The sequence below is a fragment of the Blautia sp. TM10-2 genome, assembly GCF_003480845.1.
GTDB classification, from domain to species: Bacteria; Bacillota; Clostridia; order Lachnospirales; family Lachnospiraceae; genus Fusicatenibacter; species Fusicatenibacter saccharivorans.
In genome coordinates this window covers 50,365-75,139 of the sequence record NZ_QUJZ01000021.1, presented here as the reverse complement: position 1 = coordinate 75,139, position 24,775 = coordinate 50,365, and the positions used below count along the sequence as shown (strand labels likewise).

The following is a 24,775-nucleotide window of genomic DNA, read 5'->3' as shown; positions in this document are numbered from 1 at the left end:
TGGCGCTCCGTTCCTCTGGAACGGATGCGCAGTTCTTGCGGAATATGCATTATTATAAAAACTAAAATGATTTCCTAAATTTCAAAACTTCAATCTAAGTTATACTTATTAAATTTTTAATAGATTATATAGTAAATCTCTTTACAAAATCTGTATACATCTCCTGATATGTAAGATCTCCAGCCATTTCTTCAGATAATGTATCAAAAAAATCTGTTTGACTTTGTGCTTTCTTCAACCAGTTAGTTGCACTTCCACTACCAGAAGCGGCAAGTAATTTAGACATTATTTTTACAGTAGCCTGTAAAAATTTATTTGCAAAATAATCAATTATTTCATCTTTGTATGATGAATTTCGATTATCTCTATAAAAACTAAAATAATCAAATGTATTTTTCTCGCCGATAGTCCCGTAATTATCTTTAAGCGTAAAATATAAAGCAATACAATAAAACATACATGTATTATTCACCTCTTTATATCTCTGATTTAATTGAATCATCTTTTGCTGCTGTTCAATGTTTCCCCAACTGGCGGATATATGCTCATTGCATTTTGCGATTCTCTCATCGTAACTCTTTTTCATTTTATTTCTTGCTTGAATATATAAATATTTAACAAACAATGCTTCATCAATTTCTTCCTTACTCTTTTGAAATAAAACACCTTTCTTATCATCTTCTTCAGAAAGATAAAATATTTGATCATAATAAGCATTAACTAAATATTCTGTATCTGAAGCATCTTTATTAAAAAGTGTCTTTTTCTTATCTTTTGCTGTAAATGGTGATTGTAAAAAAGCAGCAAACGCTAACTGTGCAAGTTCCTCATTGGTGATTCTTTGATGTTTTTCGAATCTTGGTTGTGGCGGAACAGTCTGACCTCTTCTTATCTCTACAAATATATTCGGAGCTTCACCTGTCATACACATTCTCTGCAATTCTTTTTGCTCAGTATTATTTGCAACCATATCTCTTGAAGACATTGGATTCTGTAAATTATTATAAATAGAAATATTACCACTAAGCTTTTCATTATTAACCTGCATTATTCTCACAAGAACATATACTTTTTTTAACTGCTCTATTTCATCCGGTTCATTGTTAATTAATGCATTTCGCAAATATGCTCCTAATGTGTTTGTAGTTTGTGCACCATTAATAATTGAAAAATTAGTAATCTCAATTAAATCAACATCTCCATTACGGCCCTTACGATGTGCATCTAATTCTTCGCAAAGAATAGTTATTCCGTTATTATAATTCCAAAATCGTTCTGGTTCATTTTTTATGGTTTTCATCATTGCTTCGTACGTTTTAGATTTTTTCTGGTCTAAAGAGTCTCTTAGATTCTGACCAAATAAAATATTTCTTCCCATTGAAGAACTCACATATTTATTGCATAAAACAGCCAAATCATATCCTCTTATATTGCAAAGCATCGCATTATCTGACGAATTCTCATAAAGAATATAATTATTAAACATATCCGAAGTGAACTCTGCATAAGGAACCTTTAAAATATGGTCCTCTCGCCCCAGACTCTCTAGTACAACTTCCATTTCATTTATTGTTACTATTTTTTCATTTGCCTTAAAATTTTTTCCATAATTCAATATTCCTGTATGATAAACATAATATGTACAATTATTTTTGAACGAAGAATTAAAATTTGTTTCTGAAATTATATCTCGCAAATTTGACTGGACACTATTAGGATTTTTCAAATACCTCCTAATAGCATCATGCATTTCCAAAAAGCATACTCTTATCTCTTCTTCTGTTAACTCTGTGTATTTAGACTGAATAATATCATAATAGTATTCATCTCCATCCTCAGTCTCAATAAATAAATCAATACCGCTGTCTGGAGGAGCAACAATAATTTTAGATATTTTATCAACATTTTCTGGTGAAATTTTACAATCTAATGTTTCACCATACATTATTTTTAAAATAGCTAATGTAAACGCATCCTCTGGTGTGTTATTTCTTACTATTGCTCTATGATTTGGCAATCCAGCAAAATCCTTATAAAAATTATCGACAAGTATTCTAACTTTATTTTCAGACATTCTTTCACCTATTTTCTTTAGTTTTATTATATATACTACCATGTAATATGTTTTAGCACCATTTTTTTCACCTAGATATTCACTTTCACCACAAAGGAAATTCCTTTGCCCGAAATCTATGATTTCGCTATATCCTTGGATTGAAATTTTTCAAATCCAGGAATAGCACCGCAGGTCACACGATACAGGCAGATGCAATCACCTGTATAGAAGTGCGCTTTTAGCTTCGCTAAGAGAATTATATTTCCGTTTCACCACATATTTTTTTGAGTACTACAAGTGAAAAAGTATCTTTAATCAAATGTTTTATTTCTCTTGCATTTGATTGAGTAACTGCACCTTTCTTTATTTTGTCGAACAGCTCTCTGTCTTCGATACCATAATCTTTCTTTAACCTTTCTATTTCCCTCTCCGCAATTTTTTCTTTTGCCATATCTGGTAAATCAGCAAATTTAATAATTGAGTCAAAACGGTTATATATAGGCAATCCCAGATGTTCTTTTATCTCATCAATTGTTTTGTAATTTGAAGTACACACAATAATTGCCTTATTTACTACCACTTTGTAATTATGATCTTCATAAATCCCCTCATCAAATAATTGATAAAATGCACTATGAAATACAGATAAAGCTTTATCAAACTCATCAAACAACAATACATTTGTTTCTCTAGCCAAAAGATCTTGTGCAAAGCTTTTCTCGTTATATCTTCCACCAAAAATGTAATTGGCTGACTCATTATTCTGATACATGGAGAACTGTTTTCTTAATAATTTTCCACCCATCAATTCTGCCATATACTGTGCGGATTCCGTCTTTCCAAGCCCTGAATCTCCATATAACAATATTACAACAGGCTTACTCTGCTTACCATCTACCAAAGGATATATTGCCTGAAGCAATTTCTTTTTTGCTCTTTCCTGACCAATTACTCTTTCACTATATTGGCTGTTAAATGTTTGTATCATTTCCTTTGAAACTTCCAAATATGGCTGTTGCGTTTCATGAATAATACTTTTATCAAATGTTCGATATATCTGCTCTCGAATATTTTTCGGTGGATTTTGAATGTACATATTTGTTATGGACATTTGGAAAATAAAATTTATAAAGTTTATAATAACATGTTCTTGAACACTGCAATACTCGTCTGCATGAATAACAAAATCTTGAACTCTTAGTTTCTTCTTTTTCTTAGGCTTTGGTTCTGGCTGCCCTGGAATGTTAACAAACACATCCATTTTTTTATTACCATCATCAAGTTTCGCTGCCATTTCACTAAGATTTCTTGCACTTTTCGGAACAATCTTTTCAAAAGCAGAATCAGATCCTACAAAAATTTCAATCTTCTTCACGTACCACACCTGCCAATACTATATCATAAACATCTAATTCTTTTTCTCTTTCATCAGCAGACTTTTCTCCCTCAACAATTTCTTCTGCTGTAGTCTTTTCTTCTACTGGTTGAAACTCAAACTCTTTATCAATTGATAAATGATTTTCTCCACAAGTTCCAACCTTTATTCCAAAATATGTCAATTTCATTTTACTTAAATCGACAAGGTTATAATTATTTTTAAATGCTTTAAGATTAAATCTTAATAAGTTTTTCCGCTCTTTCTCTGTCTTTAACAACATATCATAATAACCTCGTTCACCTAATATTGCCTCATTTAATTTTTCCATATCTATTGGCATTTCTTCTTTAGGCACAATTGTCAAATACGAACTAATCATTTTATACAATGTTACAGAATTTTCCGGTGCATAAACACCACTATTCTCAAATTTTTTTACATGTTCATCTTCCGATGCTGCCTGTATATAATCTGTAAGCAACGTATTTTTTATTGTTTTATCAAAAGCGCTAGTCAGCTCAGCGGAAGCACTGGCATCAACCTTTCCCTGAAATGTTGCTTTAATATAATTCAAAATATTAAAGCCACTTTTGGCCTGAGCTTCAATTTCAGCAACTATTTTAGCTATTTTTTCTTTATTTTCCTGCGTTGACCAATCAAGCCGTCCTCCATTGGTAACATCAACATAATCCTGTGCAGCAGCTTCATCAAAATATACTATTTTTAGAAACTCTGTTTTCTCAATGTTATTATTTTTCAACTTTTCTGCTCCTTACTATTTCTGTTCCTCGCACAATTTCTGATATCTTTGCATCAGTTCTGCAACACAGGCAGCTTCGCTTTTATAGGCTTCACTGCCTTTTGTGAATCCGTATGCCTGCATGACTGCCATATCATTCTGGCGATGTGCTTTTCGCAGTTCCGGCGGCATGGTCAGTTCATCATAAAGATCTGCAAGGCTGCTATCCGGATATAATGCTCTGGCATCAAGGATTGCCTGTGCAGTCTGTTCGATTTTTTGCCGTTGCTGAGCGGTCGGCTCTGGCCATGGAAATGTATTATATACCACATTACTTGCATAACTATAATCGCTCTTTAATCTGCCACAAACTGTTCGCATCCACGCCATATGAACATTCGATGTCAATACACCAAAATGATACAGAGAAATGTCCGGTATCAAAAACAATTTACTTCCAGCAATAACATCAGCATCGATTACTTCCATCGGAATATATCTTCGATTTTGTGAAGATACTTTCGGTAATGCTAACGCCGGATTTATTCTGTCTTCGCTATAATATCGGAGTCGAACTGGAAATGTCGGCTTGTCAGCATAATGATTAGTATCAGGACTTGGACAACTTAATCGAAATTCACGAACGTTCTTTACACGTTCCATAATTTTAGGATATTTTTTTAACTCCGATGGCAATATATCTTTCAGCCAAAGGCAATATCTCGATTTTCTCGCAATAAAATCTTTTCCCATCATATAAGGATGTATATATTTTTCCGCCTGCGGCTCATTTTGTAGAAATATATTTTTTTCATCTTCCGTCATAACATAGTTTCCATCGTCTTTCATCTCACAGCCAATATACATTTTAGGTACATCAGAAATTGGCGTTTTTCTACTTACAATGAAAACATTATCCGCATCAACAAGATATGGATTTATATTTTTTGCTAATGTCATTCTTCCATCAGAGAATATTTTCTTTACATTTCCACCCACCTGGCTAAATCCGACTATTACACAATGTACATGTGCCTTTAAACTAGCTTCGCTATCCCACTGAAAAGTTCTATGTGCAAAATCAATTTTCACACCTGCTTTAAAAAGCGGTTCCCATAAATTTGCAACTTGTTCACCCTGACATATTGAATTGGTAGAAACATAGGCACAATGTATCAACGTATTATTAATAAAATCTGCGGCTTTCTTATACCAGCAAGAAACGTAGTCCAAGGTTCCATAGTTTTTCCAATCTGATAAAACTAATTTTGCATCCTTTTTCTGCTCAGTGTTCATATTTTTAGTTCCTACAAATGGTGGGTTACCCATGATATAAGATAACTGCATTTTAGGAACAATACTTTCCCAGTCCAGTTTTAGTGCATTACCTTCTACAATAAACGCATTGGTCGTCAATGGCAAAAAATCCAGATTCATATGAACGATGTCTTCTGTTTCTTTCATCATCTGTGATTCAGCAATCCATAAAGCAGTCTTGGCAACTGTAACAGCAAAATCATTAATCTCAATTCCATAAAACTGATCAATAGAAACGTGGATTGGTGAGGATTCATCAAAGCCAAAAGTAATCTGTCCTCTCTGCAATTCTTTTATGACTTCGTTCTCCAATCGCCGTATACTGATATATGTTTCCGTAAGGAAATTTCCACTTCCCGATGCCGGATCAAGCCACCGGAGATTTGCCAGCTTCGTCTGGAAGTCTCTCAGCTTTTTATCTTTTGTTCTCTGCACGGTTATCTGCTGAATTTCTTTCAGCTCATTTTTCAGATCATCCAGAAACAGTGGATCAATGACCTTGTGAATATTCTCAATGCTGGTGTAATGCATACCGCCGGAGCGTCTTGTCTCTGGATTCAACGTACTCTCGAACACAGCGCCAAATATGGTCGGACTGATTTCTGACCAGTCAAAATCTGCTGATGCTTTTTCTAATAAAAGATTTCTGATTTCATCCGTAAAAGGCGGAATCTCAATATCTTCATTTGCAAAAAGTCCACCATTTACATACGGAAAAACTGCAAGCTGTGGGTTATCATCTTTCAAATAAGGATCTCTATCCTCCGGCTTTGTATCAAGGATCTGGAAAAGTTCGATCATTGCTTTTCTCATTTTTCTTGCATCAAATTCTTCCAGATAATCATGGAACATACCATGCTGTCCGAAAATGCCGGCATCCTCTGCATACAGGCAGAATACCATTCTGACACAAAGGATATTCAGACTTTTCATTGCACGCTCTGTTGTTGGATCGGCATATTGTTTTGCCAGTGCATCATACAGCAACCCTACAATTTCACCTGCGGCAATGGAAACTTCCATTTCTCTCTGAAGATTTGTGTTTCCCTCGTCCACAAGGAACTGTAACCGATAATATTCTTTTTCCAGGTTCTCCAACTGGATAATCTCCGGATCACCGCCCGGCTTTTCCATGTCATAAATATAAAATGACTGAAAATTGCTAGTTACAATCCATCTTGGTCTTTTTGAATATGGCAGTTCAGAAGAATATCTTTTTGCCTGTTCAAAGGGTGTCAGCATAGAGCCATCAGACTGCCGGATAGCAGCCGTCAGGCTCTTGTTGATACTTTTCTGTTCAATCATTACATGAGTTTTCTCAATATACCCGTCAATAAAACTGGTGTGATCAAGATGTACCTGATCCTCAAAGGAAATAAACTGTGATATTTCAGTTACACCAAATACCATTGTCAGAAGCTCCACCCAGAAAATCTGGCTGTCTCCCTTTTCATATCCACGGTCTTTCCAGTTTTTTGCAAATGCTTTCGCTGCTGCTCTTTGTTGTGCATCTGTCATTGTGGCACCCTCCTGTTACTTTTCATCTGTAAATTCCATCATCTCATCAACGGTGCAGTCCAGTTTCTTGCAGATTTTCTCAATCGTTTCCATTGAGACATACTGATTTTTTCCCATTCGGGCAAGAATATTACCACTAATCCCGGTAAGGTACTGCATCTCTATCCGCTTCATATTTTTATCTATGAGCATTTTCCATAATCTGTTATAACTTACGCCCATAAGCGCCTCCATATTTTTCATATAAACATATTTTGATTATATCACGATTTCGTTAGGTTAAATACCTGTAATTTTTGATATCTCCAACCATTTATTTCGGATTAGTCAAATGGGAGCTCACCATCTGGTACTTCTATGAATCCGTCTTCATCTGTTTTCTCTGTTCCTGACAAATTCGCTTCGGCACCGCTGTCCTTGTTCTGAGCAAATTCATGTTCTTCCACAACCACATCTGTGGTATAAATTGTCTTCCCGTCTTTGTCCTTATAACTGCCAGTACTGATACGACCGCCAATTACAATCCTCATTCCCTTATGAAGATATTTCTGTGCAAATTCTGCACTCTTTCCGAATGTGACACAAGAAATAAAATCTGCTTCCTGCTCACCGTCACGTTTATACCTTCTGTTTACCGCAAGTGTATATCTTGCTACTGCCATATCATTATCTTTCCCGGCATATTTAATCTCCGGGTTCTTTGTCAGTCTTCCCATTAAAATCACTTTATTCATAATCGTTACCATCCTTTCCGGGCATTTCACCCTGTAAACATTGTTATCAGTTTCATTTTTCATCAGCGGCCTGGTGTGCGTTTCCCTGTCACCTGCAGCCGTCTCAGACTGCCTCTGCCTGCATCAGCAGGACACTGACCATAAGGCTCCGGTCAGCCGCCCATCATCGGGAGTGTCATTATGATTCCGCTTGCTTCCAGAAAAAGAAAGGTCATGGCAGAACTCCTGGTAGGCTTCCAGGGTGCACTTATCAATTGTCAAGGTTCAGCGAAGGAACATTCCAAAACGTCCTCTAATTACTAAAGTCAAATAACTTAACATGATGCAAAAGAATCGTGATATTTTTTTGCATTTTTATCATTTTTTCTTTTAATTTCATTAGTCCCTTCACATACTCTGTACTGGGACGAACAAAAACGGACATGATTTTGAAGAATTTTTGAAAAATAATTGTTCCTCTACCTATAAAGCGTTGGAAACAGTATTTACCAACCCTCTTTTGCAAGTTTTTTCGCATAAGTGAAATATTTCCTCACTAATTGCAAGTTTCAGAGAGCGTTTGGACGGTACTTTCGCAGAAAAATTTATTTTTCCTACTAATCACACATGGGAAAGCAGAGAATGTCAGATGATTTTGAAAAAATCAAAAAAGAAGCATCAACCACTATTGCAGCCAATGCTTCTTCAATTTACTTTCTTACTTACGAAAGAGATTTCAATATACTTTTTATTACTTTCTTTAATTTCAATCCATCTTTCAGCCCCAGACGATAAAAAAATTCTTCTGTATCTGCTCCACTACTGAATATGGCATCACAGTATTTTGTAATTGCCTCTTCCTGTTCTGGTGATAATGAAGCAATTACCTTTTCATATTCTTCTTCAACTTTATCTGGCTCTGTCACAGATTGCTGTTTCATTTTCCAGTCTGCATACTCTTTCCCCATGTGCTCTGTTATTGTTAGACTGATAAATTCTTCAATCTCCTTTGTCAATTTCATAGATTTATACCTGCCCTTTCCATGTTATCTCACTGTTTCAGATAAATCCGGTAACTATCCAGAACTGAATCGGTAACACCACTTTTATATATTTTACGAATATCAACAATTTGTTCATCTTTCAACAGTTTCAACTAATCCAGTAAATCTTTTCTGCTGTTTGCAAAATTGCAGCATCTTCCATCTGCATATTCAATCCTGTATCTCATACGCTCCTCCTATACATATACCAATTCACTCAATACAATTTCCTGCACACGATTCCTGATGTTGTTACACTGTCGCACCCATTCCATAGGATTCTGACTCTTCAGTTTCTCGGTAACTCCATCCGCAATTCTCATTTGTGCTTCAATCAGCTCATACCGTTCCTGTGTCTGTTCGTTAAGATCTGCCAGATAGCGATCCAGTTTTCCGGTCAACAAAAGATAAGAATACATCCCTGATTTATGTTTTTTCAGATATTGTTTCCGAAGTATTCCCCAGTAACCAATCGGTCGGTTTTCCTCCGGCAAGGCTAACATCGGCATGTAATAATCTCCCACCAGCACATAATCCAATCCATTGTTATCATCATGTATTATTTTTCTCTGTTCACTCATGTTCTTCTCCTCTATCAAATCTTCCTCTGCTCTCGCAGATACGCTTCAAATATACTTCTACGAATCAGTACTTTCTTCCCAATCTTATATACTGTTCCGGCTTCATGTGCCATACGAACTACGGGCTTGATTCCCAGTCTGTAATATTCACATGCCATATTGTAGGTCACGTAGTCATGGCTCATAAATTCCAGATCTTCATCGTCAATCTCATCTGAAAACAGCCATACATTACCGCTCATCCATCATTTCCTCCCTGCCTTTTCCTGTCGCCGGTTCATGAAATCGTTCCAGATAAGTATCAAAAATATCCTTGTTAATCAGTACCGTTCCATCTATTCTGTAAATCGCACCTGCATCACTTGCAAGTTCCAAAAGTTTCTTATGGGAGATACTGTAAATGATTTCTGCCTGTTGATAGCGCAGATACTGTCGGCGTAATTTTCTAAGCTGCTCTGGTACTTCTTTCATACTTGTAATTGGTTTATAACTTTTACCCATGATGTTTTCCTCCAAAATTAGATTTACTGTTTTACAGAAGCTGACCGCTGGGATGTGACTTTCCAAGGACGAAAAAAAGCACCTCTTAGATTAACTCTAAGAAGTGCTCTTACTTCATTGTCCAAACCTGTGCCCTTTCACCTGAAATTCGTCATGCTTCATAACGATTCATCATTCTCCCAAATTTTGTTGTCAAATTGTTGTCAACTGTGGTCTGACATCATGGTTTTAGACATTTTATATTTAATTTTAGTACAGCTTTGCACCAGCCGGAATATGGTTATCAACCATCAGAAGATGAAGTTTTTCTTCGCCCTCTTCCTCATGGATTGCACTGAGAAGCATTCCACAGGATTCAATTCCCATCATGGCTCTCGGTGGCAGGTTAGTGATCGCAATAAGTGTCTTTCCAACTAATTCTTCTGGTTCGTAATATGCATGAATACCAGAAAGGATTGTTCTATCAATACCTGTTCCGTCATCAAGAGTGAACTGTAACAGTTTCTTTGACTTCGGTACTGCAACACACTCTTTCACCTTTACTGCACGGAAGTCTGACTTGCTGAATGTATCAAAATCTACCTCTTCCTCAAATAAAGGCTCTACCTTTACCTTGGAGAAGTCGATAACTTCTTCTTTCTCCGGTGCTGCTGTGGAAGTGCTATTTTCTGACTTCGCAGATTTCTTATCAGCGTCCAGTGACTTCATTGTCGGGAAGAGCAGCACGTCTCTGATTGCCTCCGCGCCTGTCAGAAGCATACACATACGGTCAATGCCGAATCCAATACCACCGGTCGGCGGCATACCGATCTCCAGTGCGTTCATGAAGTCTTCATCTGTTGTATTGGCTTCATCATCGCCCTGTGCAAGCAGTTCTTCCTGGGCTTTAAAACGTTCTCTCTGGTCGATCGGGTCGTTCAGCTCAGAGTAAGCATTTGCCATTTCCCATCCATTCATGAAGAACTCGAAACGCTCTACATATTCTGGATTTTCTGGCTTTTTCTTCGTCAGCGGCGAGATCTCAACCGGGTGGTCCATAACGAACGTCGGCTGAAGCAGATGCTCCTCTACAAACTCCTCAAAGAAGAGATTCAGGATATCACCTTTTTTATGTCTCTCTTCAAACTCAATATTATGCTCTTTTGCAAGTTCTCTTGCCTGCTCCAGAGTCTCAACTTCATTCCAGTCAACGCCTGCGTACTTCTTCACTGCGTCAACCATTGTGATACGCTCGAACGGCTTGCCGAGATCCATCGGGATTCCCTTGTATACGATCTGTGTCGTTCCGAGCACTTCCTGTGCGACAAAACGATACAGGTTCTCTGTCAGATCCATCATGCCGTGGTAATCTGTAAATGCCTGGTAAAGCTCCATCAGAGTGAACTCCGGGTTATGTCTTGTATCAAGACCCTCATTACGGAATACACGTCCGATCTCATACACCTTCTCGAGTCCTCCGACGATCAGTCTCTTCAGGTACAGCTCAAGGGAAATACGAAGCTTCAGATCTTCGTTCAGGGCATTGAAATGTGTCTCGAACGGTCTTGCCGCTGCTCCACCTGCGTTCTGTACAAGCATTGGAGTCTCAACTTCCATGAATCCTTCTCCGCTTAAGTACTTGCGGATCGCACTGAGAATCTTGGAACGCTTGATAAAGGTATCTTTAGACTCTGTGTTCATGATCAGGTCTACATATCTCTGACGGTAACGGGTATCTACATCTGTCAGACCGTGGAACTTCTCCGGGAGGATCTGTAAGCTCTTGGAGAGGAGTGTCACCTTCTCTGCATGGATAGAAATCTCACCTGTTCTTGTTCTGAAAGCAAATCCTTCCACTCCGAAGATATCACCGATATCCGATTTTTTAAAATCAGCGTAAGACTCTGTTCCGATCGCATCTCTTGCAACGTATACCTGGATGTTTCCCTGTAAATCCTGAATATTGCAGAAAGATGCCTTGCCCATGACTCGCTTAAACATCATACGTCCTGCAATTGCCACATGGATCGGGCTTGCGTCCATGATATTTCTTCTCTCTTCGTAATCCTTTTTAAGAGCTTCTTTCGCCTGCTCCTCATCCATTCCCTCTACGTTCGGCTCCTGGCGGTCTTTTAACAGCTCAGTCTCATGTGCCTCGTAAAGACCTTTCACCTCAAGCGAATGATGTGTCTGATCGAACTTTGTAATCTGGAACGGGTCTCTTCCGTTCTGCTGCAGCTCTGCAAGTTTCTCGCGGCGAACCTTCAGTAAGTGGTTAATGTCCTGTTCCTGTGTCTGCTGTGCCAATCTCTTCACTCCCTTTTCTTTGTATTTTTTAGATATTTCTCTGGATAGAAAGTACTTTGTACTGCATAATTCCGGCCGGTGTTTCTACATCGACAATATCATCCTTGTGCGCGCCGATCAGAGCTTTTCCTACCGGAGACTCGTTGGAAATTTTTCCTTCCAGGCTATTTGCCTCGGTGGAACCAACGATCTGGAACTCGATTTCCTCGTCATACTCCAGATCCAGTACGTCTACTTTACATCCGATATTGATCTTATCAGAATCTACTTCGTCCTCAACAACAACCTCTGCGTTTTTCAGGATTTTTTCGATCTCTTCAATTCTTGCCTCGATATCACGCTGCTCATCTTTTGCTGCATCGTACTCGGCGTTCTCGGAAAGGTCTCCCTGCTCTCTTGCTTCTTTGATTTTACCGGCAATTTCTCTACGTTTGTTTACTTTGAGATCATGAAGCTCGTCCTCCAGTTTTTTCAGGCCGGCATAGGTAAGAATCGTTTTTTTCTGTTCCATTTTATACACCCTTTCTATCGTTTCTGTATCCAGTCATATCTGATTTTATTCTGTAAACTCTCCGGAAATGCGCTGTATTTTCAGTATTCCCGGTTGAAATAAGGATAGACTCCGCCTATCCTAACAATTAAAGTAGTATAAAGGATTGCCCACGGAATGTCAAGAAAAAAAGAAACGCAGGAAAGATTTTCTTTTTCACAAATCCTTCCTGCATCTTTCTCTTATTTTTCCTTTATTTTTCGGATGAGCTTCCTGTCAGTGCTTTCTTTTTCCAATTTCCTTTTTTATAGAAAATCAGCGTCAGAAGCGCACCCATGCACCAGCTTACCAGCATGGAAATCCAGAGTACCTGATATCGTCCGTTTGGCAGCTCCGGCGTTCTGGTCAGAAAGGCCAGACCGTATGCCAGCGGCACACGGATTACAACGGTAACAACCATCGAAATCCACATCGGGGTCATCGTATCGCCTGCTCCACGCATGACGCCGGAAAGCGACTGTGTTATTGCCATGGCAATATAGCCGACCGCAAGGATCTTCATCATATTGGCACTTAATGTTACGAGCTCTGTGGTATTCGTAAAGATTCCCATCAGATGATGGCCGAAAATAACAATTAAAAGGGTAATGGTCGTTGAGGTTCCGACTGCAACCAGTGTTCCCTGTTTTGCACCCTGCTCTACGCGGTCCATACGGCGTGCACCGACATTCTGACCGGCATACGTTGTCATCGCGGTACCAAACGAAAAGTTCGGCATCATTGCAAAGCCATCGACACGCATGATGATAACATTCGCGGCGATAACCATTTCACCGAAGCTGTTGGTCAGCGACTGTACGATAACCATCGCCATGGAGAAGATCGCCTGGGTAATACCGGACGGCAGACCAAGGCGGATAATTTCCATCGAATACTGTTTTTTCATTTTCAGATATTTGGGTCTGAAATCAAAAATGTCGGTCATACGCATCAGACGCCACATGCAGAGTACTGCAGAAATTGCCTGCGCAATCACGGTCGCGTATGCAACTCCGGCAACGCCCATGTGGAACTGGGAAACGAACACAATATCCAATACAATGTTGATGACCGTTGCCACCAGCAGATAAATCAGCGCCGAAATCGAATCGCCGAGTCCGCGAAGGATACCACATAGAATGTTATAGTACGCACTGCCGGCACAGCCCACCATCAGGATCACCAGATACGAGGTACACCAGTCGATGATAGAATCCGGTGTTTTCAGCATTTCCAGCAGCGGTCTTGAGAGGACGGCTCCCAGAATCATAATAATGATGGAAGAAATTGCTGTCAGCGTGACGCAGTTTCCGATCGTCATCGAAAGCTCTTTTCTTTGTCTTGCTCCAAAATACTGCGACACCATGACGCCGGCGCCGACAGAAATTCCGACGAACAGAACCAGAAGCAGGTTTAAGATCGGGCTGGCGCTTCCAACTGCCGCAAGCGCGTTGTCCCCGACATATTTTCCGATTACAATACTGTCAACCGTGTTGTAGAGCTGCTGGGCAATGTTGCCGATCAGCATAGGGATTGTAAAAGCTACAATCTTTTCCCACGGCTTTCCCACCGTCATGTCGGACGGTGCGAAAAGTTCCTTCATAGTCATACACTACACTCCCTCTTTTGTGTTTTTTGTCCCAATACCTCTGTTTATCAGTATAGCATAAAAAAAGCACCCCTGATATATCAATATTGGCATATCATAGGTACTTTTTTGACTTGTTTTTATCCTCGTTCCCACTCATTCAGCATCTGTTCCAGCGCCTGCAGGCTCTCCACCTGATTGATCGCCGCGCGCAGCTTTGCCGAATGCGGAAAGCCTGCCGTATACCATGCAACATGCTTGCGCATCTCGCGGATGCCGATCGCGCCGCCTTTGTATTCCACCTGCATCCGTGCATGGCGGAGCATCATTTCTTTTACCTCATGCTGGGTCGGCCTTGCAAGCGTTTCGCCTGTTTGCATATAATGAAGAATCTGTTTAAAAATCCACGGATTTCCTTCCGCGCCGCGTCCGATCATGATTCCGTCACAGCCGGTCTGCTCCACCAGTGCCTCGGCACTCGCCGCATCTGTCACATCGCCGTTTCCGATAACCGGAATCGAGACTGCCTCTTTTACCCGGCGGATGATATCCCAGTCTGCTTTTCCGGAATAAAACTGCGCTCTCGTTCTTCCATGAACCGCAATTGCGGCCACTCCGCAGTCCTCGAGGATCTTCGCAATTTCCACAGCATTCGCCGATTCTTCATTAAAGCCCTTTCGAATCTTTACGGTTACAGGCTTTTTCACTGCCTTTACCATGCTTGTCACGATTTGCCTCACCAGATGCGGATCCTTCATAAGGGCCGAGCCTTCGCCGTTATTGACAACCTTTGGCACCGGACAGCCCATATTAAAATCCAGAATATCAAACGGCCTTTCTTCGATCTGAGCGGCAATCTGCCCCAAAATCTCCGAATCACTGCCGAAAAGCTGCAGGGACACCGGATGCTCACCCGGATCGATCGTCATCAGATCCTCGGTATTTTTATTCTTATATAAAATTGCCTTCGCGCTCACCATTTCCATACAGATCAGGCCCGCGCCCTGCTCCTTGCACAGAACACGAAACGGCAGATCCGTCACCCCCGCCATCGGTGCAAGCACGAGTGGGTTTGGCATCTCCACGTTTCCGATTTTCAGTGGCGGCATCTTTTGCAGTGTACGTTTCTTATTTTCCATTCGGCTTCTCTCCGTCCTCTTCCATCAGCGCCTCCTCCGGCACCTCCTCACCGAGGAAGAAAACGCGGTAATACAGCTCCAGGGATTCCAGCAGCTCCTTTTTTTCTTCCTGATACTGCTTAATCCGAAGCGCGCCGCCGATCTCGTCGTACATCGCATCTGCGTCTACGGCCTCTGTCTCAAACTGCAGACTTCCGTCGCTGTCGAACCACATGGTAAAAATACCGCCGATTTCCACTGTAAACATAACACACATAACATGAAGTTCATCCTGCACAGACTGTGGCAGGGATGCAAAATCCTGGTTAAAATAATATTTCTGTTCGTATGCACTTGCTCCGCAAAGCACTACTTTTTCATTATCTGAATACATAATTTTTCCTTTCTCTTCCTTTTCCGTTCCCTCTATACGTAGCTGTATAAGCCTCGCACCGAAACCTCGCCGGAATGCACCTCAGCGATCGTTCCGTCCTCTTTTTGCACGCGCAGCTCACCGGTCGGCGTGATGCCAAGTGCAACACCCTCGAACGGTTCCTTCGGATCGAGTACACGCACCGGCTGGTTTTTGTTTGCAAGCACAGCCTCATACGCTTCCTTCAGCCCGGAGAGATCCCCTGCTTCCAGGAATTTTTCATAGTCCTCCTCAAATGCCTCCAGCACTGCTGCGACCACTTTCGCCCGGTTGACGGGATGACCCGTTTCTATCGCCAGTGAGGTCGCAATCTCCGCGATTTCTTCCGGGAATTCCATCTGATTGACATTGATTCCGGTTCCGATGACAACATAATTGATGTAATCGATCTGTGCACTCATCTCTGTCAGGATCCCACAAAGCTTTTTCCCGTTCAGCACCGCGTCGTTCGGCCATTTGATTTTCGTATCGACACCGAGCGCTCTTTGCACACCCTGCACTACGGCAAGTCCCATTACAATCGTCAGCATCGGTGCTTTGGCCGGCTCAAGATCCGGATACAGCAGAATCGACATCGAAACAGAGGTTCCCTCCGGCGATTTCCAGACTCTGCCGCGGCGGCCTTTTCCGGCGGTCTGCGTCTCGGCTGTTGTCAGGGTGCCGTTCGGCGCACTCTCTTCCGCCAACCGCTTCGCCCACGTGTTTGTCGAATCCACCTCGCGGCTGTAATAAACCGTCTGTCCGACATATTTCGTATGCGTGCGGCTTTCCAGCTCATCCTTCGTTACGAGATCCGGCTCATTTAACAGACGGTATCCCTTATTCTGAACGGCCTCAATTTCGTATCCTTCTTCTTTCAACTGATTCATCATTTTCCATACTGCGGTGCGGGAAATCCCAAAATGTTCACACAGCTCCTGTCCGGAAACATTTTTCCCGGATTCCCGCAGAAGGCGCAGCGTCTCGGCTCTCTTATTTTCCAGCATATCGTATCTTCACACTCCCTGTGTCGCTTTCTCACATAAGAAGCACGCTTTCTTCGTTTCGTAAATTCAACAGCAGCGCTGCGGAAGAGTTTTCCGCAGCGCTGCTGTGCGTGTTTCTTCGTTATTCTATTATACACAGTCTATTCCGGTTTTTCCACCCAAAACTTTATGCTCCGAGAGTCGCTGCCATAACTGCTTTGATCGTATGCATACGGTTCTCTGCTTCTTCGAATACTCTCGACTGCGCAGATTCAAACACCTCATCGGTTACTTCCATCTCATTCAGGCCGTAGCGGTCGTGGATCTCTTTTCCGATCTTTGTTTTCAGATCGTGGAAGGACGGCAGGCAGTGCAGGAATACGGCGGTATCTTTTGCATTTGCCATTGCTTCTTTTGTGACACGGTACGGAGTCAGATCGTGGATTCTCTCCTCCCATACGCTGTCCGGCTCACCCATAGATACCCAGACATCGGTGTAGATAACATCGGCATCTTTTGTTCCCTCTTTTACGTCCTCGGTGAGGGTGATGGTTGCACCGCTCTCCTTTGCATACTCCTCACACTGAGCCACAAGCTCTGCGTTCGGGAAGTATTTCTTCGGTGCACAGGCCACAAAATCCATTCCCATCTTGGCAGATGCAATCATCAGGGAATTTCCCATATTGTAACGGGCATCGCCCATGTAAACGAATTTGATGCCTTTTAAATGGCCGAATTCTTCCTTGATCGTCAGCATGTCGGCGAGCATCTGTGTCGGATGATACTCATTCGTCAGTCCGTTCCATACCGGAACTTTCGAATATTTTGCCAGCTCTTCTACAATCTCCTGACCGAATCCACGATACTCAATTCCCTCATACATACCGGCAAGAACACGGGCTGTATCTTTAATGCTCTCTTTTTTGCCGATCTGGGAACCGGTCGGATCAAGGTATGTTGTTCCCATACCGAGGTCGTGTGCGGCTACTTCGAAGGAACAGCGGGTTCTGGTGCTGGTTTTCTCGAAGATCAGCGCAACGTTTTTGCCGCGCAGGGTATCCACCGGAATGCCTTTCTTTTTCTTCTCCTTCAGCTCTGCGGACAGGTCCAGCAGATAGGCAATCTCTTCCGGTGTAAAATCCTTCAATGTCAGAAAATCGCGTCCTTTTAAATCCATGGTTTGTTCCTCCTTATATCTGCATATGGTGTATTTTATTATTTCCTATACTGTGATGTTGGGTCAAAAGGTTTTTTGCCCCCTTGGTTTCCTTGAATAGTCTCTATTATGAAACAGACCTGTTCATCTGTCAAGAGGAAAATGTATATTTTTACGCATTTTCTTTATAATATTCATGATATATGTATTTTTATGCATTCCATTGTACTTTTCATACAGAAAATTCTCCCGTGTCCGGCTTGATGCTTTTCACGGGAGAATCCTGTTTTACTTATTTCTTTATCTCTGTTTTATTTCTGATCTCTTCTAACTATTTCTGATTACTTCTGCACTTCTTTTCCTGCCGGCACTTTCTGTTCCTCCACAATACCTTTGAATGTGGTGGCCAGACTTGCCAGTCCCTGCAGATCGGACGGAACAACAATCTTTGTTGCCTTTCCATTTGCCAGAACGCCAAGTGCCTCAAGGCTCTTTAAGGTAAGAACGGCATCGTCCGCACCGGCTTCTTTGATCGCGCGGATACCATCGGCATTTGCCTGCTGTACTTTGAGGATTGCCTCTGCCTGGCCTTCTGCCTCACGGATCCGTTTCTCTTTTTCTGCCTCTGCACGAAGAATAGCCGCCTGTTTTTCAGCCTCTGCATCGAGGATGGCCGACTGTTTTTTACCTTCGGCAACAAGGATGGTCGATTTTTTCTCTCCTTCTGCAATCAGGATTGCTTCACGGCGTTCACGCTCTGCCTTCATCTGTTTCTCCATCGCTTCCTGGATGGCTGCCGGAGGCATAATGTTTTTCAGCTCGACACGGTTTACTTTAATTCCCCACGGATCGGTCGCGATATCAAGCGCAGCCTGCATCTTCGTGTTGATGATCTCACGGGATGTCAGCGTTTCATCGAGCTCCAGATCTCCGATGATGTTTCGAAGTGTTGTTGCCGTCAGGTTTTCAATTGCCATCAGCGGATTGACAACGCCGTAAGCGAACAGCTTCGGATCGGTAATCTGGAAGAATACAACGGTATCAATCTGCATCGTAACATTATCTTTTGTGATAACCGGCTGCGGCGGGAAATCCACCACCTGCTCTTTCAGATTCACGCGAATCGCTACACGCTCGATAAACGGAACCTTGAAATGAAGACCGGTTGCCCAGGTGTCCTTGTATTTTCCAAGGCTCTCTACCACGTAAGCACTGGCCTGAGGTACAATTTTCACACACGATGCTGCGATAAACAATGCCACCACAAGAAGCAAAATCAATAAAATTCCTGCAACTCCTCCACCACTCATGTTTCATTTCCTCCTTCTTTTTCTTTGACCTTTACAATCAGCTTGACGCCTTCCACACGGAGCACCGTAACGACTGCATCCACGGGAATCGTACCTCCTTCGTTCTCTGTACGCGCAGTCCACATGTTTCCTCCAAGCGAAACCTTTCCGGTTCCCGCAAGATTGGAGATTTCCTCCGTCACGACTCCTTCCATGCCAACCACACGGTCCACGTTCGTCTTCAGTGTATCCTTATTCAGAAAGCGAACGGCGAACGGACGTGTAAAAAACAGAAGTACCAGCGATACAACAAGAAACAGTACGATCTGAATCACAATCCCGGCTCCGCACATGGCAGCGATCAAAGCAACAAGCGCCCCACCTGCAAACCAGATCGTCGCAAGACCAAGTGTTGCTGCCTCAATCACTAAAAAAACGACGAGTGCGATCAGCCAGTAAACCGGCAGGTAAGCTGTAATACCCATGCGTTTTTCCCCCTTTCTGAAAAAATTGGCTGTTGTATTCATCATACTATAATGATGAAAAAATAACAAGCAAAGTTAAAAACATTCAGAAAAAAGAAAGATTTGTCAGGAATCGTCTACAGACTGTCAATTCCAAGCCGGGACATGAAAACGAGGATGGCTGACAAAAAACCATATGCGTGAATACGTAAAAATAATACGAGGGTGAAGCTTAATAGTTTCCAGAATACCGATTTGATTTGAACTCCGTAATGCAGGCAATTCCGTATCGTCAGGGTTTTTCGAACAAACGGATCTGACCCATACTGTTTCAGCAGCTTTTTGACCACAGAAACATTTTCTCCTTCATACGTCATCTCTTCCTTCGCCAGATACATTGCACCAATCACCAGGTGAAACAGCATCAGGTCACCATAATCCTTTTCAATCCTGCGTTCCTTCAAAAACGCTTCAAAGTCCGAGGCAATCTGAATCCAGTTTTGCATCAGCTTCTTTTTCGGACGAAACGTCGCAGACTGCAGATTTTCCCGGTAGAGCACAATGCTCTGCGGTACAAAAGCATATTTCGGTTCGCATGCGCAGCAGCGGAAATTGTGTGCTTTGTCCTCCGCGTAAGTATATTGCGGCACCCACAGTTCATGTTCTGTTAAAAACTCTCTTCGATAAAGTTTTCCCCAGTCGTACGATAAACTTCCGGATTGAAAGAAACCTTTAAACCGAAAAGCGATGCTATCTGGCTCTTCGTCTTCTAATGAACTTCCGCTTTCAACGCTTTCACCATTTTCCTTCCATCTGTGATACTTTCCGATTACAATATCCGCTTTTTTCTCCTCGGCCTGTATCACCATAGAACGTATCGTATTTTTCTCATCCATTTTATCGTCTGCATCCAGAAAAAGAAGATACTTTCCCTCCGCCGCAGCAATCCCTGCATTCCGGGACGCTGCACAGCCTGCGTTCTGCTGAATCAGTTTCGCCAGATCCATCTGTGTGATGACTTCTCCCGATGTGATGTGGTACAGCGGATACTTCGGGTGTTCCTCCATCATCACGCGGTACGCAAATTCGACGGCGTCGTTCTGATAGATCATCGAAAACGCGTTGCGGCTGTTGGCTGCAATCTGATTTGTTTTCAGCATCTCCAGCGTCATCTGGAAACACGGATTGTTGTCTGCTTTTCCTTTCCGCGGAATATCATGCAGATGATCAAACCGCAGAATCCGTGTGTCCATCTCTCTCGTGTCACGGTAGCTCTTGCAGATATTTTCGCCCTGCAGGATCGCCATCGCCTGAAAGCTTTTGGCGGATGCCGGTTCTGTCTCGTGAATATCCGCCATATAGGACCGGCCGTAAACTGCCTCGGAGGACAGGTAGACGAATCGTCCTTTGGGATTGAATGCGTAAGCGGACAGAAGATTGGTCAGATCCGCCGTGAAACGGACAGACTCTCTTCTTGCATCGCTCCAGTCATAGTTGGTATCATAGGCCCCGAGAAAAATCACAAGATCCGGGTTTACGTTTGAAAAGATTTCGCGGACGCTCTCGCTGTCGTACGGGAAATTGTACCGTTCAAATACGCGACGGTACTTTCCTCTTCCATCCCGCTTTCCCGTAAGCAGATACGTTTTATGTCCGTCTTTTTCCATTTTGGTGATCAGGGCATCCATCAGTCTGCTCTCGCCACCGACCAAAAATACTACCATACTTTATCCTCTTCATTTTCGTAGATTCCTCACTCCAGGATCCCGCAGTTCCGAAATGTTTTCAGCACCGCGCTGACATCCTCCTGCACTTCCTCCGCCGGCACATCGTAGGCTTTTCCAAGCCGCTCCGCAATCTCCTCTGCGGATGCGGCATCGCCGGTCTGCTCGTAAATAAAAGCAGCAGTTTCGCTTAGTGTGAGTACCTGATTCATTTTTTCTGTCGTCGCCCCATATGGAATCAGAACATATTCGTCTGCAAGCCGTCTGAGTACAAAATCACCTTTTCTGGTCATTTTTATCTCCATTCACTTAAGTTTTGCTTTTCTTCCTGACGGCAGGAAAAAGCAATCATACTAATAATTTTATTATAGCTCTAACCTGTTACATTATAAACTATATTTTACTTTTTATTGATATCTGTAATAAAGTTTTAGTTATTTTCCATTTTGTGGTATACTAAATCATATCAAACTTTTCCCAAAAAGGAGTCTCTTATGCAGCCGCTTGATACCGTTTATTTACAGATTTTTGAAAAATTTATGCACAGATTCATCTGATCCCGTCACGCTTACCGGTGTGGATGCTTCCGCTTTATACCGCCTTGCGGAAAAACACTGTTCACTTCCGTTTCTTCTGCCATATTTTGAGAATCAGCCGCAGTTTTCCGCCCTCAAACAGCAGACGAAGCAGATGCTGCTCTCCTATTATCAGTTAGAACACTTTACCAGTCTCACTTTTTTGCTGCTCCTCGCAGAGAAAATCCCGTGCTTTCTGTTAAAAGGAATCAGTCTCGCCGCCAATTATCCGGTTCCCGAATACCGGAAGCTGGGAGATCTGAATCTCTATATCAATGAAAAAGAAGCTTTTTCCCGTGCCTGCCGGATTCTCGAGGCGCATGGCTGCGTCGAGGAGCCGGAAGACAGTGACCACCACGTTACCTACCGCTATACATTCCCGGACACGCACCGTTCCTTCACGCTGGAGCTGCACTACCGCATCGTCGGCGTCTATCAGTTTGCCCGTGCGAATGAGCTGGTGGACGAGATTTTCTCCGCGGATCATCTGAAAGCATCTTCCCTTACGCTTTACGGTCAGTCCTATCCGGTGCTGCCGCCGACGGAAAATGTTTTTTACATGCTGCATCATATGCTCAAACACTATCTCTACAGTGGTTTCGGCAGCCGTCTGCTCTGCGATTTTACCTTGTATCTGAAGCAGTATGCATCTAAGATTGATTTTGAGAAAATCCACTCCTGGTGCCAGGAATCAAAAATTTTTCATCTTTATGAGCTGATTCTCGGATCCTGCCATCTTTATTTCGGTCTTTCCGCTTCGATTGACCCGCAGATTCGTTCTTCTGCCGCTGACTGTGCTGCCTTTCTGGAACAAATTCTCGCAGACGGCGACTTTGGCAGTGACACGGAGCGGAAAATCGTAAGCCGCGGCTCTTACCGGCACGCCGGTGTCCGTGCCTGGTTCCACGAAGGGCATGTTCAGATGAAGCTTCGATTTTCCAGGCTTCATAAATGTGTGTTGCTCTGGCCGGTATTTTGGGGAATCACTTTTTTCTGTTTTCTCTCCAATACCTACCGCGTCCGCCATACAACACTACGTCAGACATTAGCAGACTTCCGCGCCGATAACCAGAAAACCAAGCTGTTGAAAATTTTTGAAAATAACGATGTCCCGTAACTGGAAATCCAACAACATTTCCTGTAAAACTCCATAAGGATAGTCTGCACTTTTTGACTATCCGGTAGTATTTGTTTCAGAGTAAAAAAAGAGTAAGTGAACGTCTCCCCTTGTTCACTTACTCTTTTTTCTATACCGTCGATTCCATCTCATTTTTCATGACTTTGAACCGATCACAATCTATGGAAATGCATACTCCCTCCGCCTATCCCCTTGCGAAGGTTACACGCCTGTTTTTAATAAAAATGCTGATATCCGATCTGGATTCCGCTGCCGTAGCCGCTGTTAAAATACAGGCATCCGCCAACCGGGCTCTCGCCGGAAAGTGCTGCCTGTGCAGCTGCATAACAGTCACTTCTTGCTCCGCGGGAAAGCACGCTCTGGAAGGTTCCGGTCGCAACCGGTGTAAACTGTCCACCCTGATAAATAACGCCGGAAACACTGTTCGGGAAGGAACCGCTGTTGACACGGTTTACTACAACCGCTCCGACTGCCACCATTCCTGTGTAGCTCTCGCCGCCTGCCTCGCACTCGATCAGTGCTGCAAGCATTGCCACATCATTGCTGTCTGCGGAAATTACCGATGCACTGCCTGCTGTGGAGGCTGCTGCTGCGCTGCTTGCCACACAGGCCTGTGATGCCTGGTATTCCTCCATGGAAACAGCACCTTTTAACTCCTCTGAAAGTGTCACATAGTCTCCATGAACATATGCGCTGCTTCCGCTGTACTGGATCTGATACCAGTCAGCCTCTTCGCCGAATACGCTGACTTCACCATTCTGTGTTAGTGTTCCAACCTGCGCGGAATCTGTGGATGCTGCCTCACGGACACGAAGGCTGTCCGCCTGAACAACTCCGATGATACCGCACATATTGCGGTAATGTGCTTTTGCCTCTTCCCCAAATACCAGATATTCATTCTTTATGTAGCCTTCTACGCCATTCGAAGAAATCTTACTCCACTCGTTTCCTTTCTCCGTTACCGCAACTGCGTAACCCGGCATCAGAACTCCGACGATCTCGGAATCCACGCTTGCCTCGCTGCGGATGTTGGCATATCCTTCTACGTTTGCTGCAGCCATTGTGCTCCAGTCTGTTTTATTTAAAATGGTTTCTTCCTTTGTCTCTGCTTTTACGGGTGCAGCCATGATAACAGTCAGTGTGAGCACGCTCCCCAGGATGCCCGGCACATAACTTTTTTTGAATGTCATACTTACCTCCTAAACAATTATTACGTTTTTGTTACATCTTGTTACAAACCGATTCTACCAGTGTTACATCTTTTTGTCAACTAGAATATTTCGACAACATTCCTGTCTTTTCCCATCGTTTTTTTCATAGAACCCACAATTTTTCACCACTTTTCCGCTTTTTTGACGAATTGGATCGGTTTTTATTCCCACTTTTTCTTCTGCATGCGGCCTGCCTGGAATACTTTTCCGTGTCTTGTTTCCTTCTTTTTATTTTGCTTTTGTTTCACATTCTGCCCTTTCTGCCCTCTTTTTCCGCAAATATTTTTTAAGAAATTGTGACAGTTCTTTTTCTATTTTTCGACATGCATTACAAACCTTTTCCACTTTTGACGCATTTTCAAATTTTCTTTTAACTTTTTATTTTTACATGATATTTCTTTCTACATATGGTATAATCTTTAAAAAGAAAGAAAATTTATATTTTATCAATTA

Annotated in this window: 23 protein-coding genes; 1 reads left to right on the top strand and 22 read right to left on the bottom strand. The window is 42.4% G+C overall.

Annotation, left to right across the window (positions count from 1 at the left end; genetic code table 11):
• Nucleotides 1–124: 124 nt before the first annotated feature.
• The 21 genes from DXD92_RS17730 to DXD92_RS17620 all read right to left on the bottom strand — a co-directional run bounded on the left by DXD92_RS17730 (nucleotide 125) and on the right by DXD92_RS17620 (nucleotide 21,691).
• Entirely contained in the window at nucleotides 125–2,074 is a 1,950-nt protein-coding gene (locus DXD92_RS17730; protein WP_158581804.1) for an AIPR family protein, read from the bottom strand.
• Between the two features lie 238 nt (nucleotides 2,075–2,312).
• A complete protein-coding gene (locus DXD92_RS17725; protein ID WP_118641193.1) occupies nucleotides 2,313–3,431 on the bottom strand; it encodes an AAA family ATPase in 1,119 nt (372 codons plus the stop codon).
• Nucleotides 3,418–4,194, bottom strand: a complete 777-nt coding sequence (locus DXD92_RS17720) for a DUF6414 family protein (RefSeq protein ID WP_243104945.1) — start codon at nucleotides 4,192–4,194, stop codon at nucleotides 3,418–3,420. Before DXD92_RS17720 ends, DXD92_RS17725 begins: the two co-directional genes overlap by 14 nt.
• A gap of 15 nt (nucleotides 4,195–4,209) precedes the next feature.
• Nucleotides 4,210–7,008: a DNA methyltransferase gene (locus tag DXD92_RS17715; RefSeq protein WP_118641191.1), complete on the bottom strand. Its 2,799-nt coding sequence runs from the start codon at nucleotides 7,006–7,008 to the stop codon at nucleotides 4,210–4,212.
• Nucleotides 7,009–7,023: 15 nt separating this feature from the next.
• Nucleotides 7,024–7,230 (bottom strand): helix-turn-helix domain-containing protein, encoded by a 207-nt coding sequence (locus DXD92_RS17710; protein ID WP_118338844.1) that lies wholly within the window; start codon nucleotides 7,228–7,230, stop codon nucleotides 7,024–7,026.
• Nucleotides 7,231–7,331: 101 nt separating this feature from the next.
• Nucleotides 7,332–7,742 (bottom strand): single-stranded DNA-binding protein, encoded by a 411-nt coding sequence (locus tag DXD92_RS17705; protein WP_118641205.1) that lies wholly within the window; start codon nucleotides 7,740–7,742, stop codon nucleotides 7,332–7,334.
• Nucleotides 7,743–8,443: 701 nt separating this feature from the next.
• The gene (locus DXD92_RS17695; RefSeq protein ID WP_173724861.1) at nucleotides 8,444–8,743 is read right to left on the bottom strand and encodes a hypothetical protein; all 300 of its coding nucleotides are present in this window, start codon (nucleotides 8,741–8,743) and stop codon (nucleotides 8,444–8,446) included.
• A gap of 218 nt (nucleotides 8,744–8,961) precedes the next feature.
• On the bottom strand, nucleotides 8,962–9,345 hold the full coding sequence (locus tag DXD92_RS17685; protein ID WP_118641187.1) for a TnpV protein: 384 nt from the start codon (nucleotides 9,343–9,345) through the stop codon (nucleotides 8,962–8,964).
• A gap of 14 nt (nucleotides 9,346–9,359) precedes the next feature.
• Nucleotides 9,360–9,587 carry an excisionase gene (locus DXD92_RS17680; protein ID WP_118641185.1) on the bottom strand — a complete coding sequence of 76 codons (228 nt, stop codon included), beginning with the start codon at nucleotides 9,585–9,587 and terminating at the stop codon, nucleotides 9,360–9,362.
• Nucleotides 9,577–9,846, bottom strand: a complete 270-nt coding sequence (locus DXD92_RS17675; RefSeq protein WP_118633605.1) for a DUF6462 family protein — start codon at nucleotides 9,844–9,846, stop codon at nucleotides 9,577–9,579. Before DXD92_RS17675 ends, DXD92_RS17680 begins: the two co-directional genes overlap by 11 nt.
• 249 nt (nucleotides 9,847–10,095) lie before the next feature.
• A complete protein-coding gene (lysS, locus tag DXD92_RS17670; protein ID WP_118641183.1) occupies nucleotides 10,096–12,132 on the bottom strand; it encodes a lysine--tRNA ligase in 2,037 nt (678 codons plus the stop codon).
• 28 nt (nucleotides 12,133–12,160) lie between these two features.
• Nucleotides 12,161–12,643 (bottom strand): transcription elongation factor GreA, encoded by a 483-nt coding sequence (gene greA, locus DXD92_RS17665; RefSeq protein ID WP_022461080.1) that lies wholly within the window; start codon nucleotides 12,641–12,643, stop codon nucleotides 12,161–12,163.
• A gap of 232 nt (nucleotides 12,644–12,875) precedes the next feature.
• Entirely contained in the window at nucleotides 12,876–14,270 is a 1,395-nt protein-coding gene (locus tag DXD92_RS17660; protein ID WP_118641181.1) for an MATE family efflux transporter, read from the bottom strand.
• A gap of 119 nt (nucleotides 14,271–14,389) precedes the next feature.
• Entirely contained in the window at nucleotides 14,390–15,388 is a 999-nt protein-coding gene (gene dusB, locus DXD92_RS17655) for a tRNA dihydrouridine synthase DusB (RefSeq protein ID WP_243104944.1), read from the bottom strand.
• Entirely contained in the window at nucleotides 15,378–15,761 is a 384-nt protein-coding gene (locus DXD92_RS17650; RefSeq protein WP_117510128.1) for a DUF6145 family protein, read from the bottom strand. The genes dusB and DXD92_RS17650 overlap by 11 nt, the downstream gene beginning before the upstream one ends.
• Before the next feature lie 32 nt (nucleotides 15,762–15,793).
• Entirely contained in the window at nucleotides 15,794–16,786 is a 993-nt protein-coding gene (locus DXD92_RS17645) for a biotin--[acetyl-CoA-carboxylase] ligase (protein WP_118641179.1), read from the bottom strand.
• A 166-nt stretch (nucleotides 16,787–16,952) separates the two neighbouring features.
• Complete coding sequence (gene argF / locus DXD92_RS17640) at nucleotides 16,953–17,942, bottom strand: ornithine carbamoyltransferase (protein WP_118641177.1); 990 nt, start codon at nucleotides 17,940–17,942, stop codon at nucleotides 16,953–16,955.
• Nucleotides 17,943–18,262: 320 nt separating this feature from the next.
• Complete coding sequence (locus DXD92_RS17635) at nucleotides 18,263–19,231, bottom strand: SPFH domain-containing protein (protein ID WP_117510131.1); 969 nt, start codon at nucleotides 19,229–19,231, stop codon at nucleotides 18,263–18,265.
• Nucleotides 19,228–19,695, bottom strand: coding sequence for an NfeD family protein (locus DXD92_RS17630; RefSeq protein ID WP_118641175.1), 468 nt, complete (start codon nucleotides 19,693–19,695; stop codon nucleotides 19,228–19,230). The genes DXD92_RS17635 and DXD92_RS17630 overlap by 4 nt, the downstream gene beginning before the upstream one ends.
• A 116-nt stretch (nucleotides 19,696–19,811) precedes the next feature.
• The gene (locus DXD92_RS17625) at nucleotides 19,812–21,398 is read right to left on the bottom strand and encodes a glycosyltransferase (RefSeq protein ID WP_118641173.1); all 1,587 of its coding nucleotides are present in this window, start codon (nucleotides 21,396–21,398) and stop codon (nucleotides 19,812–19,814) included.
• Nucleotides 21,399–21,427: 29 nt separating this feature from the next.
• Nucleotides 21,428–21,691 carry a PqqD family protein gene (locus tag DXD92_RS17620; protein WP_158581803.1) on the bottom strand — a complete coding sequence of 88 codons (264 nt, stop codon included), beginning with the start codon at nucleotides 21,689–21,691 and terminating at the stop codon, nucleotides 21,428–21,430.
• 235 nt (nucleotides 21,692–21,926) lie between these two features.
• Between DXD92_RS17620 and DXD92_RS17615 the strand changes: the two genes are divergently transcribed.
• Nucleotides 21,927–23,090 (top strand): nucleotidyltransferase domain-containing protein, encoded by a 1,164-nt coding sequence (locus tag DXD92_RS17615; RefSeq protein ID WP_158581802.1) that lies wholly within the window; start codon nucleotides 21,927–21,929, stop codon nucleotides 23,088–23,090.
• Between the two features lie 236 nt (nucleotides 23,091–23,326).
• Here DXD92_RS17615 and DXD92_RS17610 read toward each other — a convergent pair whose 3' ends face one another.
• On the bottom strand, nucleotides 23,327–24,301 hold the full coding sequence (locus DXD92_RS17610; protein ID WP_118641167.1) for a cell wall hydrolase: 975 nt from the start codon (nucleotides 24,299–24,301) through the stop codon (nucleotides 23,327–23,329).
• Nucleotides 24,302–24,775 lie beyond the last annotated feature (474 nt).